Consider the following 14,535-nt stretch of genomic DNA (forward strand, 5'->3'; position numbering starts at 1 on the left):
TTATCTTCTCCTCATATCTTTAGCTTCCACCTATATTATATTACCCTTATTTTTTAAATATAAACTTTTAATTAGAATATCCTATATTATCTATTAATAAATCTGCATCCTCAGAATCAAATATAAAACTGATATATTTGATATTGTTCTTATCAAGATTTTCGTTTTTAATTTCTGATAGGGGTATTCTAACTGTTTGGTAAGAACTTTTATATTCATAGTCCTCATTTATTTGTTCAAGTTTTGAATGTTCAACTTTTATTGAAGGATACAAATCAAGATATTTATTTGCATCAATAACAGCTTGGTCCCCATTTGCATCTTCAATTTTTACTTGAATTTTAGTATCAAAAAAACTATCTATATCATTTTCTTCCATAATATCAAATTGCAAATAATTTTTCGCACTTATATTTTGACCAAAGACTAGTTCATAGTTTGACAATTTATTTACATCAATACTAAGCCCTGTTGAGAGATATTTTCCTCCAACTGCAGCAGATTTTTCCTTAATAGATGAAAATCCATTGAACCTAGTTTTCCCATATTTAAATGTTTCTAGTCTTACATCTTCTTCAAAATCACAAATTGGCTCAAAACTAGAGTCTGCATATCTTGAATAATAAACTGTGTCTGGAAGTTTATAATTTCTTAGATTTTTAAATATATCTCTATTATCTTTTAATCCAAAACTATCTTGCATAAAGCTATATAGCAAAAGCGATGCTATTTCTTCCTGGTCTTTTTCTTTTATAAGAGCCTTTTTATTTACAAATAGCCCGTAAAAAGGATCAGCATCTGCTCTTCCCCAAAGTTGGTTAAATTGTCCATGGTTTGCAAATCCTATATAGATTGCAGATTTAAAATAATCACTATCTTTTGAAAAATTTAAATTATCATAAATTTTCATGGCAGAAAAGTCTTCAACATCATAGTCATGGCTGCCGTGTATGCAAAGATAATTTACATCAGACATGGACAAGTCTTTATCTGAAAAATTATATTGGTCGACTGTTGCTGAAACAGATGCCACTGCCTTAATATTAAAGTTATAATCTAATTCTTTGCCGTTGTCTGGATTATATTTTAATTTATTAAAAATTTGAGCTATTGCTACTGCTTCTCCACCTCTTGAGTGGCCTGCTAGTCCAATATTATTTTCATCAATCAGTCCATATAATTCTGAATTTTTATCCTTATTTTTTTCAAGCAAGTAACTTATGTTTTCTAAAAGAAGTATGGCTCTTGCATCATTTTCATTGCCAAGTCCAAATTTATAAAATCCATTTAGCATATTTTCATCAACGCTTACAAATACAATACCTCTCCTAGCGAAATACCTGCCTAAATAATCATAGCCTTGATAATTTTCTTTGGTAAATCTATGGTTGCCATGTATGAAAAAAACTACCGGACATGATTTTTCCCCCTCAGGATACCAAATTTTTCCTTTTTTTGATACCTCGGCTAGACTCTTTTTAAAATATTTATCTCTAACTTTTTTTGTTCTTCCTGAATAATTTACAAGACTCATCAGTGATACAGAGTCTTTGTCGCTAGATTCATATTCCAAAGATTTTGAAGTATAAATAATTTTTCTATGAAAATCTTTTTTAGCTGAATTATCTATATTGAATTTTTCTAATTCATCTGATTTCCCTGGACTAAAAAGAAATATACTTAATAATACTAATGGTACAGAACTAGCTAGCAAAAATACTATGCTTGCCTTCTTTTTGTTTTTCAATAATGAATTTAGACTCTTAAAAAATGTCATTACTATAATAGTTAAACCTAGGCTTATCAAATATATTTGATATTTTTCTAAAAAATCATCTCCGCCTGCTTCATCTATTATTTTTATAAAGGCAATTGCAAAAATGACAAAAAATACTAAATTATTTTTATTGAGTCTTGAGACTAAAAATACTAGTCTCTTCAATATGTAAATTCCAAGCCTGACTACTATATATAAGACCCCTGTTATTAAAATCAATGCTATTATCTTATTTAATCCAAGGTCTGCTAGATAAAAATAGTAGTGCAAGGCCATAAGAAATGCCACAAATATAGACATTAAATTTGTGGCTTTATTATTATATCCAAATATTTTCTTAGATATTCCTTTTATTTTTAAATAAATTTTTAGTAAAATATTATCGATTTTCATATACTACGGTGAATTTTAACACCTACTCCTCTTCAAGCTGCTTTAATTCTTCTTCTTTGGCATCTTCATCTTTTAGCATAGACTTAGACATACGGTAACCCTTGTTAAATTTATGAGTTCTTTTAATATCTTCTAAATTATAAACATCGTATTCATTTTCATCGCCATCTGAATGCAAAACTTTTACCATTTCTTGGATTGTATAAGTTGAAACCACTGTGCCTGGTCCATTGTCTGTCTCTACAATTTCTCCAATTCTTGGTGTCTTTTTCAAGATACATTCATAGCCTTCTTGTTCATACTTTAAGCAACACATAAGTCTGCCACAAAGTCCTGAAATTTTTGATGGATTTAGTGAAAGTCCTTGGTCTTTTGCCATTTTAATTGAAACTGGATTAAATGAACTCAAAAAACTAGAACAACAAGTTTCTCTTCCGCAACATCCAAGTCCACCAACAATTTTTGCCTCATCTCTTACACCAATTTGTCTTAATTCTATTCTTGTTCTAAAAATTGATGCAAGGTCTCTAACAAGATCTCTGAAGTCTATCCTGCCATCTGCTGTGAAATAAAATAATAATTTAGAATTATCAAATGTATATTCACAGTCTATAAGTTTCATGTCTAGGTTGTGTTTTTCTCTTTCTCTATCAAATATTATCAAGGCTTCTCTTGCCTTGTTTCTATTGTCTATATTTTTATTTTGGTCTTCTAGAGTAGCTATTCTAATAACCGGCTTTAACTCTGACTTTATTTCATCTTGGTCAAGTGATTTTTTTAAAACAACTTGTCCAAATTCTTGACCTCTAATTGTCTCAACGATTACATCATCGTTTTCTTTTACATCTATATCTAAAGGGTCGAAATAATATATTTTCTTAGATTTTTTAAATCTAACCCCAACTACATCAATCATCAAATACCTCCAATTCTAATTAAAAAGTTTTCGATTGATAATTCATAATTTACATTTTCTCTTAAAAGTTTTTTTACTTGGAGGATAGCTTCAGAAATCTCAATTATTTTTTCTGTTGCAATGTTTTGTTTCTTTACAAATTCTATCTTATCAATATTGCTTATATATTCTGGCATAGAATTGTTTATATATACTATGTCTTTTAAATAGGACATGGCAAAGTCAAATATGTCTAAAATTTTACTCTCATCCATAAAAAACTCCTTGTCCCTAAAAGTATAATCACCAATATTGATTAATTTATCGAAGACCTCGATAGTCTTATCTCTTAATTGTAAATATTCTGGATCATTTGCAAGCCTTAGGGCTTTTTTCATTGAGCCTGATGAAATTCTTGCAAATATTTTGCTATTCTTTTCGCTTAGGCCTTCTCTAGTTTTTAAAAAATCTTCAATTTGCTTTACTGGAATATCTCTAAATTTTATAATTCTTGATCTTGACATTATAGTCGGCAAAATATTTTCTGCTGAGGAAGATATAAGTATTATTTTTAAATAATCTTCTGGCTCTTCTAGCATTTTTAGCATAGCATTTTGTCCACTAATTGTAACCTCGTCAAAATTATCAATAATATATACTTTATATTTAGATGAAAAAGGCTTTAGCTTAGAATCTTTTATTAAATCTTCTATTTGAGATTTTTTAATTGAATCTTCACTTCTTATTATTCTCAAATCTTGGTGTTGGTAGTCTTGCCTATAAATTAAATCTTTTCTATCTGGTTCAAGTAGCCTTGAGGCAAAAGCCTTCGCAGCTGTAAACTTTCCAACTCCTTCTCTACCCAAGAATAAATATCCGTGAGATAATTCATCATTTTTTATATTATTTTCAAGTTCTATTAAGGCCTGTTTATTCCCAACAAAATCTATAAGCATTAAATCCTTAAACTCTTTTCAACATCCATCACAAATACAGTCGCCCCAGATACATTAAAATTACCTAGGTCACTTTCTAAAACCTCTGTCCTAGTAATTTCTCTAAATATCTTGTCTATATCATCAAGTCTTTCTTCTTCACAACCTAATAATAGGGTTGTATTTCCACTTTTGAAAAATCCACCTGATGTTGAGATTTTAGTTACATAGATTTTTTCATCCAAAAATCTGTCCATCAGCTCATCTATAAATTTATCTTGCACAATCGCTATTATCATTTTCATAATATCACCTAATACCTCTTAAATTCTTCCACATCTAAGACAAAAGCATTCGCTCCGCCAACCTTAACTTGAATTGGCACAGGAATCATCGCCTGTCCTGGTATATTAATAGTCTCTATTGTTTTTGTAATTTCCCTAGTCTTGCAATTATTTTTTACAATATTTAAGTATTCTAAAACTTGATCATCTTCAACTCCTGATACAAGAGTAGAGTTACCACTTTTTAAAAAACCACCAGTACTGCTTATTTTTGTAACTCTGAAATTCTTTTTTATTATTTCTTCAATAAGAATATCAGCATCCACATCCTGGACAATGGATATAATAAGCTTCATTGTTTTCCCTCCAATTTACTATATAAAATACTCAAACAATCCTCTAGTACATGGTCAATGTCTTGACTTGCATCTATAACAGTATATTTTCCACTATCAATTAAATCTTTATAGGCTTTTTTTACCCTATTATGAAAATCATCTGAGCTGTTTTCTAGCCTATCTGCATCTTCATTTTGTTTTCTCTTAACAGTTTCTAGATTTTTTGTATCAAATAAAAAAGTTATATCTGGTTTTAAACCTTCTGTAGCAAATTCATTTATGCATTCTATGCTTTCAAAACCAAGCCCTCTAGCATATCCTTGATATACAAGAGAAGAAAGAGTAAATCTTTCACACAAGACAATCTTTCCTTCTTTTAAACTTGGCAAAATCTTTTCTTCAACATGTTGAGCTCTTGATGCTGCATATAAAAGAGCCTCAGTCCTATAAGACATCTTATAATTATCATTATCTAATATTAGATCTCTTATTTTTTCTGATATATCAGACCCACCTGGTTCTCTTGTTCTTACAAGTTGATAATCATCTTTTAGTTTTTCATATATTAGATTTGCAATTGTAGATTTTCCACAACCATCAGGTCCTTCAAAGGCTACAAATAAAGCACTCATTCAACTACCTCAATCATATCTTCATTATTTAATCCAATAACTTCTAAGTCTTCTTTTTGATACTGCCTTATCTGATCAATAATATCCCCGCTAATTATTTCTCCTGGAACAAGAATTGGAACTCCAGGCGGATAAACAGTAACCATACTAGCACTAGTATGATTTTTTGCTTGATCTAGCTTAAGATTTTTTGATTTTGCATAAAAGGCATCACACAAACTTAAGTTTTTCTTTGCCTCTTCTATATAAATCTTTTTAATAGCAATAGGGTCTTTCTTTTTAAATTTAGAAAGAGCAGATCCTAAAGCCTCAAAATCTTTTTCATCATTAGCTACACTTGATAAGGCCAAGGCGTAATATAAATCACCCATTTCTAAACGTATATTATAGCTTAAAAATAAGCTTTTAACAATATCAGCACCAGTATAACCATCTATTGAAAACAAAATTTTACTCGGATCCAAACAAGCAACAGTCGGATCTGTATCATCTTTTTTATAGAAATTAACATTTTTTAAACTTTCTTTTAAATTTTCTATATGAGATAAATTTTGTTTGATAATATTTCTACCCTTTCTTATCATAAAATCAACAGCAAACTCTGATGACATCATAAAAAGATAAGATGGAGAACTAGATAGATAAACTTTCATCATCCTTAAAACTTTTTCTTTTTCCAAGTCAAAATTTATATGCAAGAGGGCAGACTGAGTAAGGCTTGGCAAAGTTTTGTGGGTTGAATGAATAATAATATCCGCATAATTTATTGCTGAATATTTTTCATAATCTGAAAACTTTAAGTGGGCACCATGGGCCTCATCAACTATAAGTCTTACCTTATATTTATGGGCAAGTTTTGAAATTTTTTCTAAATCTAAGCATAGGCCAAAATAATTTGGACTGGTTAAGACCAAGGCCTTAAAATCATTTTCCTTTAATTTGTTTTCTAAATCTTTTAAAAATATGCCCGTTAAAATATTTTTCTTATCATCATAATTAGGATAAATATAATCAGCTTCTAGCCTATTAAGTATCAAGGCATTATAGACACTTATGTGTGAATTTCTTTGGATTAAAACCCTATCCCCTGGCCTTGTAACAAGACTTAGGGCTATATGAATTGCAGAAGTTGATCCATTTTCTATGTAATATGAAGATTTGACTCCATAGGCTTTTGCAAGTTCTTCTTGTGATTTTTTTATTATTGTCTTTGGTTCTAACAAGTTATCAGTAGTTAAAGTTTCTGTCATGTCATAGGAAAAATCAAAATCAAATATATCCTTTGACTTATGACCTGGCATAGAAAAACTAACCTGATCTTTTACTTTTTTTATTTCTTCAAAAATATATCTTTGCATTTATTCACCTATAGTTATTATATCATTGCTTTTTAAAATTTATCCAGACATTAAAAATAGGAAAACTTATAGCAAAACAATTTTCTTGTTATGTGATAAAATTTCTGTAGGTGATATTATATGATAGTTTATTTTTCTGGTACTGGAAATAGTAAGTATGTAGCAAGTAGGCTCAATGAATCTTTAAAAGATGAAATGATTTCTCTAAATGATTATATTAAGTCAAATAAAAAGATAGATGTAGCAGGTCAGGACCGTCTGATAATTGTAAGTCCAACATATAGTTGGAGACTTCCAAATCTTTTAAGAGATTATTTTTTAAGTTTAGATATAGAAAAATTTAAAAATTTGGCCACCTATTTTGTCTTAACTTGCGGGGATGAGATTGGAAATGCAAAAAAATATAATAAATTATTAGCAGAAAAACTAAATTTAAACTATAAGGGAAGTGCAGGAATTATTATGCCTGAAAATTACATAGCCATGTTCTCTGTCCCAAATAAAGAAGAGTCTCTAAAAATTATTAATTCTTCAGAAAAAAACATTGATGATTTGATTGAAGTTATTAGAAATAATCAAGCAATAAAAGAAGCTGAAGTGGGATTTTTAGATAAGTTTAAAAGCTCTTTTGTCCACAATGTTTTCTATAAATTCTTTGTTTCTGATAAAAAATTCTTAGCCAATGATAAGTGCATCTTGTGTGGCAAGTGCGAAAAAGTTTGTCCACTAAATAATATAAAAATCCAAGATAAAAAAGTAAAATGGATGGGAACTTGCACCCATTGCATGGCTTGCATCTGTTCCTGCCCAACTCAAGCTATTGAATACGGATCTAAAAGTAAGGGCAAAAATAGGTATCTATGCCCAAAAGCATAAATAAAACTTAAACGAACAAATAAAAAACCTCCATCTTAAATTAATTTGTCAATAATAACAAAAAAATCTAAGAGGAGGTCTTTTTATTGTCCTAAACGCTCAACTTTTATAGTTTAAAATAAATTATTAAATCAATATCTAAAAGTCAATTAGAAAACAATAACCCAACTTAATATCCTAATCTCAAAATTAATAATTCAACTTAATATCTAAATTCCAGTTTAAAAACCACTTTATATAAATTTTATTTTTTTACTTATCAATTTTTTTGATTAAATATTTTCATTTTATTAAATCATTTTGCTTTTTCAAATATAAAAGTTAGTTTTAATTCTATATTTCAACTTAAAAATCGATAACTCAACTTGATATCTAAATCTAAAATTAAAAATCAATATCCTAGATTAATATCTGAATCTCAGATTAATATTTCTATCTCAAATCAAAAACTATTTTTAATACAAAACTTGTTTTTATTTATTAATTTGAATTTAAATACAAAAAAAACAGTCTGAAAATTTCAGACTGCTTTATCTTATAGCTTAAATTGTATTTTGTATAAATTATGCAAGTTCTACAACTGCTCCAACTTCTTCTAATTTAGCTTTCATTTCTTCAGCTTCTTCTTTAGCTACATTTTCTTTAATTTCTTTAGGAGCGCCATCAACTAATGCTTTAGCATCTTTTAGTCCAAGACCAGTTAAATCTTTAACTACTTTGATAACTTTGATTTTTTCTGCTCCTGCTTCTTTAAGAACTACGTTGAATTCTGATTTTTCTTCTTCAGCTGCTGGTGCTGCTGCTCCGCCTGCTGCTGGTGCTGCTGCTACTGCTGCTGGTGCTGCTGCAGAAACTCCAAATTCTTCTTCTAGAGCTTTAACTACTTCTGATAATTCTAATACTGTTAAACCTTTTATTTCTTCAATAAGTGCTTCTACTTTTTCTGACATTTTTTATACCTCCAAATTTAAATTAAGCTGTCGCTTCTTGTTCTTTCTTTTCAGCAATAGCATTTAATACTACTGCAAGTCCTCTTAAGTTTCCAGTTAATACGTTTGCTAAACCTTGAATTGGTGCGTTTAAGCCACCAAGTACTTGAGCAACCAATACTTCCTTAGATGGTAATTTAGCAAGATCTTTAATTTCATCAACTGAAATAAACTTGTCTCCTACTAAACCTAGTTTTATTTCTATTGATTCGTGTTCATCAGCAAATTTTTGTGTTACTTTTGCTGCTGCAACAGGATCTTCCATTGAAAATGCTGCTGCACTTGGTCCTTTTAAGAATTCATTTATAGATTCATCATAACCAAGTTCTTCAAAAGCACGTTTCATCATAGTATTTTTATAAACTTTATAAAATACTCCTGCTTCTCTGTATTGTGCTCTTAATTCAGTTGCATCAGCTACGCTTAGTCCACTGTAGTTTACAAATACAATTGATTGTGCATCTTGAACTTTTTCTTTAATTTCTTCAACGGTTTGGGCTTTAGCTTGAAGTTTTTCCTCTCTCATTTTTTCACCCCCGAATATAAAAAAATCTCATCGCAGACATGATGAGATTAAGAATACGAATATATTTCTCGTTTACTTACCTCGGCAGGATATTAAAGCTTGCGCTACCTACTGTCTGCGGTCAATTAACAATGAGTATATTAACATCTTTTAAGACTTTTGTCAATAAAAAATGTGAGATTTATATTTATTTAATTTTTAGCCCAGTCTTTTGCATAATTTATAGCTTTATGCCATTTTTTTAACAATTCTTCTCTTCTTTCATCGCTCATATTTGGCTTAAAGATCTTATCTACCTTATTTTTCTTTTTTAAATCTTCTAAGTCTTTAAAAAATCCAACTGCAAGTCCACTAAGCAAGGCCGCTCCTAGCGCTGTTGATTCAGTCTGCTCTTTTCTTATTACATCAACATTTAATATATCTGCTTGAAACTGCATCAAAAAGTCATTTTTACTTGCTCCGCCATCTACCTTAAGAGTTTTTATTTTTCCTGAAGAGTCTGATGACATAGCTAGCAAGATATCATTTGAGAGATAGGCAATGGATTCTAAAGTTGCCCTTATTATATGGTATTTATTAACTCCTCTAGTTAAACCAACTATTGAACCTCTGGCATATTGGTCCCAATATGGGGCTCCTAGTCCTGTAAAAGCCGGAATAACATAGCAATCATTAGTGTCATCTACCTTTGATGCCATATAAGCGCTATCTTCAACTGAATCAATTATCCTAAGCTCATCTCTTAACCATTGTAGAGCAGATCCAGCCACAAATATTGAACCTTCTAAAGCATAGTTAACTTTTCCATCTATTGACCAAGCTATTGTAGTAACGAGTCCATTGTCTGATTTTTGAGCTTCTTCACCAGTATTCATAAGTAGGAAGGCTCCAGTTCCATAAGTGTTTTTGGCATCATTTTTTTCAAAGCAATTTTGTCCAAAAAGTGCCGCCTGTTGGTCACCTATCGCTGCTGTTACTGGTATTTTATCTCCAAAATATTTAATATCAGTATGTCCATAAAGTTCACTTGAATCTTTAACTTCTGGAAGCATAGACATTGGAATATCTAAAATTTTTAATATTTCTTCATCCCACTTCAAATCATGTATATTAAATAACATAGTCCTAGAAGCATTTGAATAATCAGTTATATGTAGTTTACCCGCTGTTAAATTCCAAATTAACCAGCTATCTATTGTTCCAAATAACAATTCTCCCTTATTTGCTTTTTCTCTTGCTCCTTCAACATTATCAAGTATCCACTTAATTTTGGTTGCAGAAAAATAAGCATCTATAACAAGACCTGTCTTATCTCTAAATAGGTCAACATAACCTTCTTCTGTTAATTTATCACAATAGGATGAAGTTCTCCTGCACTGCCAAACAATAGCATTGTAGATTGGTTCTCCCGTATTTTTGTCCCACACTACAGTTGTTTCTCTTTGGTTAGTTATTCCAATCGAAACTATATCTTTTGCACTTGCTCCAATTTTTGTCATAGCTTCGACTGCTGTTCCTATTTGTGTTGACCAAATTTCCTTAGCATCATGTTCCACATAGCCTGGTTTTGGAAAATATTGAGTAAAGTCCTTTTGTGCAAGTGAAGCTACTTTCCCATCTTGATCAAATAAAATTGTTCTACTACTTGTCGTACCGGCATCAAATGCCATAACATACTTTCCCATATCAAACCTCTATACAAAATAAAATTTATTTACATCTTCATTTTTAACTAAATATTCTATGAATAAGTCATTATCCTTCTTATCGATAATTTTATATTTAAGAAAAGTTTTTATTCCTCTTTCATCATAACCAATCATTTTTTCCTTATGCTTTATATTGGCTTCTTCTAAAAATTTTTCTATTGAATGCATTGTTTTAAATTTGTTAGTTATGATTATAATTTTCTTTATTTTTTCTTGGTCAGAATCTAACCATTCAAAAATAAAAATTTGAATTATAAACATCATAATAGTTACTAAAATCGCGATTAAAATTAACCCTGCTCCATAAGCAAGTCCAATAATTGATGATGTCCAAATTCCTGCAGCAGTTGTTAAACCTTTGATGTCATATTCTCTTACAAAAATTATACCAACACCCAAAAAACCAATGCCCGCTATAACTTGAGCAGCTATCCTTGAAGCATCATAATTTATAGTATCATAAAATCCGTATTTAGATACCAACATAGCAAGACAAGATCCTAACATAACAATCATATGAGTTCTTATTCCAGCTTCTCTGTTTTTTCTTTTTCTTTCTATTCCTATAAGCAAACCACTTATACAAGCAAGCAGTAATCTTATAGAAAATTTTAAAAATAAATCTATATCTAAATCTAAAATTATTTCATCTAAATTTATCATAAAAAAATCACCGCCTAAATATATTCTACCAGCATATTTGTAAAATAAGTATAAAAAAATAAGAGTAGAAATTTTCTACTCTTATTTTATATCTTTTAGGATATTATTTTTCCATTAATTTTGAGCCGTTAAGTCTAATTCCAGGACCCATTGTTGTTGCTAAAGTAACTGATCTTAAATATTTACCTTTAGCAGATGCTGGTTTAGCTTTTATAACTGCAGACATAACAGCCTTAAAATTATCTGTTAATTTTTCAGTTCCAAATGAAACTTTTCCAATAGGAACGTTAATTATAGCTGATTTATCAACTCTGTATTCGATTTTTCCGGCCTTAGTTTCTTCGACAGCTTGAGCTACATCAAATGTTACTGTACCAGATTTTGGGTTTGGCATTAGTCCTTTAGGTCCTAATAATCTACCGATCTTACCTACTACACCCATCATATCTGGGGTAGCTATTAGAACATCAAAATCTAACCAGTTTTCTTGTTGGATTTTTTCTATATATTCTTCCCCACCAGCAAAATCTGCTCCAGCTTCTTCAGCTTCTTTAATTTTGTCAGCTTTAGCAATTACTAAAACTTTTTTTGTTTTACCAGTTCCATGAGGAAGTACAGTTGTACCTCTAACTTGTTGATCTGCGTGCTTTGGATCAACTCCAAGTCTTAAAGCTAATTCAACTGTTGAATCAAATTTTGTTGTAGATGTCTTTTGAACTAATTCAATAGCTTCTTCTACATCATATAATTTTTCTCTATCAACCAGTTTAGCACTTTCTATATATTTCTTACCTCTTTTTGGCATTAAAATTCCCTCCTTGTGGTATTATCGGATTATTTCCTCCCACTTAATCTACTACTTCTACACCCATACTTCTTGCAGTACCAGCTATCATATTCATAGCTGATTCAACATTTGCAGCATTTAAGTCTTTTAACTTTAATTCAGCAATTTCTTTTACTTGAGCTTTAGTTATTTTACCTACTTTTTTCTTATTAGGTTCTCCTGAACCAGAGCCTAAATTAATAGCTTTTTTAATTAAAACAGCTGCAGGTGGAGTTTTAGTTATAAAAGTAAAAGATCTATCTTGATATACAGTCATAACAACAGGAATAATTAACCCTGCTTGATCTTGAGTCTTTGCATTAAATTCTTTTGTGAATTGCATAATGTTAACACCGTGAGGTCCAAGTGCTGTACCTACTGGTGGCGCTGGAGTTGCTTTTCCAGCTGGAATTTGTAATTTTACAATTGCTACTACTTTCTTTGCCATTTCTTTCCTCCTTGTGGTCTACGGGATTCCCCTCCCACTATTAAGCTAAACTAGTTAACTTTGTTTAACAATTTGATTAAAGTCTAATTCAACTACAGTATCTCTGCCGAACATAGAAATTAAAACTTTTACCTTACCTTTTTCATAATTAAATGATTCTATAACACCAGAAAATTTATTGAAAGGTCCATTGATAACCTTTATATTATCTCCGATTTCATAACCATCAAATAACTCTTTATTAGAAGCTACTCCTAAGTTTTTAACCTCTTCTTCTGTTAAAGGAACAGGTTTTGAACCGGGTCCTACAAACCCAGTAACTCCTCTTGTATTTCTTACAATATACCAAGATTCATCATTCATAATCATCTTTACAAGTACATAAGATGGGAAAATCTTCCTTTCCTTGACTTTCTTAACTCCATCTCTATTTTCAACGTACTCTTCCATTGGAACTTGAATATCAAAAATATAATCTTGCATATTGCTATTAATTACCAATGCTTCCATTGTAGCCTTTACCTTATTTTCATGACCAGAATATGTATGTACAACATACCATCTAGCTTTATCTTCATTACTTGCTTGGCTTTGGCTAACTTCATCATTAGAATTAATTTCTTGATTTTTTAAATGTTCATCCATTTTATATCACCTTATTTATAAATAAAGCTACTTAATAAGAACATAATAATCTTGTCATATACAAGGAATAGTAACATAAAAGCAATAACTGCTAGAATTACGATAATACTGTAGTTAATAAGTTCTTTCCTAGTTGGCCATACAACTTTTTTTAATTCAGATTTTACTCCTTTAAAATATCTAGAAAGACTTTTTGGATCATCTTTCTTAATTGTTTGTTTTGCCAATTTCTAACCTCCTAAAAAGATTACTTGGTTTCCTTATGATTTGTATGTTTTTTACAAAACTTACAGTACTTTTTTAACTCAAGTCTTTGTGTAGTATTTTTCTTATTTTTAAAAGTAACATAGTTTCTATTCTTGCATTCAGAGCATTCTAATACTACCTTATCGGCCATAAAAACACCTCCTAAAAGATAATATACTTACAGAGTCATAAATATATTTAGATTCACTAACCTATGATATCACAAGCTAGTATATTTGTAAAGATTAAGGCCCTATAAATAGCAACATTTAGCTATTATAGAGGCTATTTTATTTACAATAAAAAAAATATTTATCAAATACTGATAAATATTTTTATATGGTGACCCATGCGCGAATCGAACGCGCGACACCTTGATTAAAAGTCAAGTGCTCTACCGGCTGAGCTAATGGGTCATGGTATTTAGCATAAAAAAAGATATTGAGAAAAAATTCAATATCTAAAATTTGGCGGAGAGGGTGGGATTCGAACCCACGTGGGCTTACACCCTAACGGTTTTCAAGACCGCCCCGTTATGACCACTTCGGTACCTCTCCATCTTGGTGACCCATGCGCGAATCGAACGCGCGACACCTTGATTAAAAGTCAAGTGCTCTACCGGCTGAGCTAATGGGTCAAATGGCTGGGGTGGCAGGACTCGAACCTACGAAATGCCAGAGTCAAAGTCTGGTGCCTTACCGACTTGGCTACACCCCAATATTTTGGCGCACCTAGGAGGATTCGAACCCCCGGCACATGGATTAGAAGTCCATTGCTCTATCCAACTGAGCTATAGGTGCTTAAAATTATTATGGAGCGGGTGAAGGGAATCGAACCCTCGCAACCAGCTTGGAAGGCTGGGGCTCTACCACTGAGCTACACCCGCAAAATTTGGTGGAGGAGAGTGGATTTGAACCACTGAAAGCTAAGCTAACGGATTTACAGTCCGTCCCCTTTGGCCAACTCGGGAACTCCTCCTTATAAATAATAGTTTT

General features: G+C 30.8%; 17 protein-coding genes, 7 tRNA genes and 1 other annotated feature. Of the genes, 1 reads left to right on the plus strand and 23 read right to left on the minus strand.

All coding sequences use genetic code 11. The features are described 5' to 3' along the window. Positions 1 to 67 precede the first annotated feature (67 nt). From HGPB_RS05715 to HGPB_RS05745, 7 genes are all read right to left on the minus strand, one after another. Positions 68 to 2,053 (minus strand): alpha/beta hydrolase family protein, encoded by a 1,986-nt coding sequence (locus tag HGPB_RS05715; RefSeq protein WP_172635034.1) that lies wholly within the window; start codon positions 2,051 to 2,053, stop codon positions 68 to 70. Positions 2,054 to 2,192: 139 nt separating this feature from the next. Next, entirely contained in the window at positions 2,193 to 3,086 is an 894-nt protein-coding gene (locus HGPB_RS05720) for a PSP1 domain-containing protein (protein WP_019132755.1), read from the minus strand. Further along, positions 3,086 to 4,021, minus strand: coding sequence for a DNA polymerase III subunit (locus HGPB_RS05725; protein WP_019132756.1), 936 nt, complete (start codon positions 4,019 to 4,021; stop codon positions 3,086 to 3,088). The genes HGPB_RS05720 and HGPB_RS05725 overlap by 1 nt, the downstream gene beginning before the upstream one ends. Then, a complete protein-coding gene (locus HGPB_RS05730) occupies positions 4,021 to 4,305 on the minus strand; it encodes a cyclic-di-AMP receptor (RefSeq protein WP_019132757.1) in 285 nt (94 codons plus the stop codon). Before HGPB_RS05730 ends, HGPB_RS05725 begins: the two co-directional genes overlap by 1 nt. Positions 4,306 to 4,313: 8 nt before the next feature. Then, entirely contained in the window at positions 4,314 to 4,640 is a 327-nt protein-coding gene (locus HGPB_RS05735; RefSeq protein ID WP_019132758.1) for a cyclic-di-AMP receptor, read from the minus strand. After that, complete coding sequence (gene tmk / locus HGPB_RS05740; RefSeq protein ID WP_019132759.1) at positions 4,637 to 5,254, minus strand: dTMP kinase; 618 nt, start codon at positions 5,252 to 5,254, stop codon at positions 4,637 to 4,639. The genes HGPB_RS05735 and tmk overlap by 4 nt, the downstream gene beginning before the upstream one ends. Beyond that, a complete protein-coding gene (locus tag HGPB_RS05745) occupies positions 5,251 to 6,612 on the minus strand; it encodes an aminotransferase class I/II-fold pyridoxal phosphate-dependent enzyme (RefSeq protein WP_019132760.1) in 1,362 nt (453 codons plus the stop codon). The genes tmk and HGPB_RS05745 overlap by 4 nt, the downstream gene beginning before the upstream one ends. 120 nt (positions 6,613 to 6,732) lie before the next feature. On the opposite strand from HGPB_RS05745, the gene HGPB_RS05750 reads away from it, so the two are divergent. After that, entirely contained in the window at positions 6,733 to 7,488 is a 756-nt protein-coding gene (locus HGPB_RS05750) for an EFR1 family ferrodoxin (RefSeq protein WP_019132761.1), read from the plus strand. Between the two features lie 563 nt (positions 7,489 to 8,051). On the opposite strand, the gene rplL is transcribed toward HGPB_RS05750, so the two are convergent. From rplL to HGPB_RS05830, 16 genes are all read right to left on the minus strand, one after another. Further along, the gene (gene rplL, locus HGPB_RS05755; protein WP_019132762.1) at positions 8,052 to 8,438 is read right to left on the minus strand and encodes a 50S ribosomal protein L7/L12; all 387 of its coding nucleotides are present in this window, start codon (positions 8,436 to 8,438) and stop codon (positions 8,052 to 8,054) included. 22 nt (positions 8,439 to 8,460) lie between these two features. Next, on the minus strand, positions 8,461 to 9,003 hold the full coding sequence (rplJ, locus tag HGPB_RS05760) for a 50S ribosomal protein L10 (protein ID WP_019132763.1): 543 nt from the start codon (positions 9,001 to 9,003) through the stop codon (positions 8,461 to 8,463). An 8-nt stretch (positions 9,004 to 9,011) separates the two neighbouring features. After that, positions 9,012 to 9,142 (minus strand) — a sequence feature (ribosomal protein L10 leader region). Positions 9,143 to 9,194: 52 nt separating this feature from the next. After that, positions 9,195 to 10,688: a glycerol kinase GlpK gene (gene glpK, locus HGPB_RS05765; protein ID WP_019132764.1), complete on the minus strand. Its 1,494-nt coding sequence runs from the start codon at positions 10,686 to 10,688 to the stop codon at positions 9,195 to 9,197. Between the two features lie 9 nt (positions 10,689 to 10,697). Next, on the minus strand, positions 10,698 to 11,375 hold the full coding sequence (locus HGPB_RS05770) for an MgtC/SapB family protein (RefSeq protein WP_019132765.1): 678 nt from the start codon (positions 11,373 to 11,375) through the stop codon (positions 10,698 to 10,700). Between the two features lie 103 nt (positions 11,376 to 11,478). Continuing rightward, entirely contained in the window at positions 11,479 to 12,180 is a 702-nt protein-coding gene (rplA, locus tag HGPB_RS05775) for a 50S ribosomal protein L1 (RefSeq protein ID WP_019132766.1), read from the minus strand. Between the two features lie 43 nt (positions 12,181 to 12,223). Further along, positions 12,224 to 12,649, minus strand: a complete 426-nt coding sequence (gene rplK, locus HGPB_RS05780; RefSeq protein ID WP_019132767.1) for a 50S ribosomal protein L11 — start codon at positions 12,647 to 12,649, stop codon at positions 12,224 to 12,226. Between the two features lie 54 nt (positions 12,650 to 12,703). Then, a complete protein-coding gene (gene nusG, locus HGPB_RS05785) occupies positions 12,704 to 13,294 on the minus strand; it encodes a transcription termination/antitermination protein NusG (RefSeq protein ID WP_019132768.1) in 591 nt (196 codons plus the stop codon). A gap of 11 nt (positions 13,295 to 13,305) precedes the next feature. Continuing rightward, positions 13,306 to 13,521, minus strand: coding sequence for a preprotein translocase subunit SecE (gene secE / locus HGPB_RS05790; protein ID WP_019132769.1), 216 nt, complete (start codon positions 13,519 to 13,521; stop codon positions 13,306 to 13,308). Between the two features lie 20 nt (positions 13,522 to 13,541). Further along, positions 13,542 to 13,691, minus strand: a complete 150-nt coding sequence (gene rpmG / locus HGPB_RS05795; RefSeq protein ID WP_019132770.1) for a 50S ribosomal protein L33 — start codon at positions 13,689 to 13,691, stop codon at positions 13,542 to 13,544. A gap of 189 nt (positions 13,692 to 13,880) precedes the next feature. Next, positions 13,881 to 13,956 (minus strand) — tRNA-Lys (locus tag HGPB_RS05800). A gap of 52 nt (positions 13,957 to 14,008) precedes the next feature. Further along, a tRNA-Ser gene (locus tag HGPB_RS05805) sits at positions 14,009 to 14,097 on the minus strand. Positions 14,098 to 14,101: 4 nt separating this feature from the next. Further along, positions 14,102 to 14,177: transfer RNA gene (locus HGPB_RS05810), tRNA-Lys, on the minus strand. Between the two features lie 3 nt (positions 14,178 to 14,180). Then, a tRNA-Gln gene (locus tag HGPB_RS05815) sits at positions 14,181 to 14,257 on the minus strand. Between the two features lie 6 nt (positions 14,258 to 14,263). Continuing rightward, a tRNA-Arg gene (locus tag HGPB_RS05820) sits at positions 14,264 to 14,340 on the minus strand. Between the two features lie 12 nt (positions 14,341 to 14,352). After that, positions 14,353 to 14,426, minus strand: a tRNA-Gly gene (locus tag HGPB_RS05825). A 6-nt stretch (positions 14,427 to 14,432) separates the two neighbouring features. Then, positions 14,433 to 14,518 (minus strand) — tRNA-Tyr (locus HGPB_RS05830). Between the last annotated feature and the right edge of the window lie 17 nt (positions 14,519 to 14,535).

Origin of the sequence: Peptoniphilus obesi ph1 (genome assembly GCF_000311865.1) — a bacterium.
GTDB classification, from domain to species: Bacteria; Bacillota; Clostridia; order Tissierellales; family Peptoniphilaceae; genus Peptoniphilus_E; species Peptoniphilus_E obesi.

Excerpts from the sequence above, each read along its gene's own strand:
- tmk (WP_019132759.1), bottom strand. The coding sequence starts at position 5,254 with ATGAGTGCTTTATTTGTAGCCTTTGAAGGACCTGATGGTTGTGGAAAA.
- HGPB_RS05745 (WP_019132760.1), bottom strand. The coding sequence starts at position 6,612 with ATGCAAAGATATATTTTTGAAGAAATAAAAAAAGTAAAAGATCAGGTT.
- nusG (WP_019132768.1), bottom strand. The coding sequence starts at position 13,294 with ATGGATGAACATTTAAAAAATCAAGAAATTAATTCTAATGATGAAGTT.
- HGPB_RS05720 (WP_019132755.1), bottom strand. The coding sequence starts at position 3,086 with ATGATTGATGTAGTTGGGGTTAGATTTAAAAAATCTAAGAAAATATAT.
- rplK (WP_019132767.1), bottom strand. The coding sequence starts at position 12,649 with ATGGCAAAGAAAGTAGTAGCAATTGTAAAATTACAAATTCCAGCTGGA.
- HGPB_RS05770 (WP_019132765.1), bottom strand. The coding sequence starts at position 11,375 with ATGATAAATTTAGATGAAATAATTTTAGATTTAGATATAGATTTATTT.
- HGPB_RS05750 (WP_019132761.1), top strand. The coding sequence starts at position 6,733 with ATGATAGTTTATTTTTCTGGTACTGGAAATAGTAAGTATGTAGCAAGT.
- HGPB_RS05735 (WP_019132758.1), bottom strand. The coding sequence starts at position 4,640 with ATGAAGCTTATTATATCCATTGTCCAGGATGTGGATGCTGATATTCTT.
- rpmG (WP_019132770.1), bottom strand. The coding sequence starts at position 13,691 with ATGGCCGATAAGGTAGTATTAGAATGCTCTGAATGCAAGAATAGAAAC.
- HGPB_RS05715 (WP_172635034.1), bottom strand. The coding sequence starts at position 2,053 with ATGGCCTTGCACTACTATTTTTATCTAGCAGACCTTGGATTAAATAAG.
- rplJ (WP_019132763.1), bottom strand. The coding sequence starts at position 9,003 with ATGAGAGAGGAAAAACTTCAAGCTAAAGCCCAAACCGTTGAAGAAATT.
- rplL (WP_019132762.1), bottom strand. The coding sequence starts at position 8,438 with ATGTCAGAAAAAGTAGAAGCACTTATTGAAGAAATAAAAGGTTTAACA.
- HGPB_RS05730 (WP_019132757.1), bottom strand. The coding sequence starts at position 4,305 with ATGAAAATGATAATAGCGATTGTGCAAGATAAATTTATAGATGAGCTG.
- glpK (WP_019132764.1), bottom strand. The coding sequence starts at position 10,688 with ATGGGAAAGTATGTTATGGCATTTGATGCCGGTACGACAAGTAGTAGA.
- HGPB_RS05725 (WP_019132756.1), bottom strand. The coding sequence starts at position 4,021 with ATGCTTATAGATTTTGTTGGGAATAAACAGGCCTTAATAGAACTTGAA.
- rplA (WP_019132766.1), bottom strand. The coding sequence starts at position 12,180 with ATGCCAAAAAGAGGTAAGAAATATATAGAAAGTGCTAAACTGGTTGAT.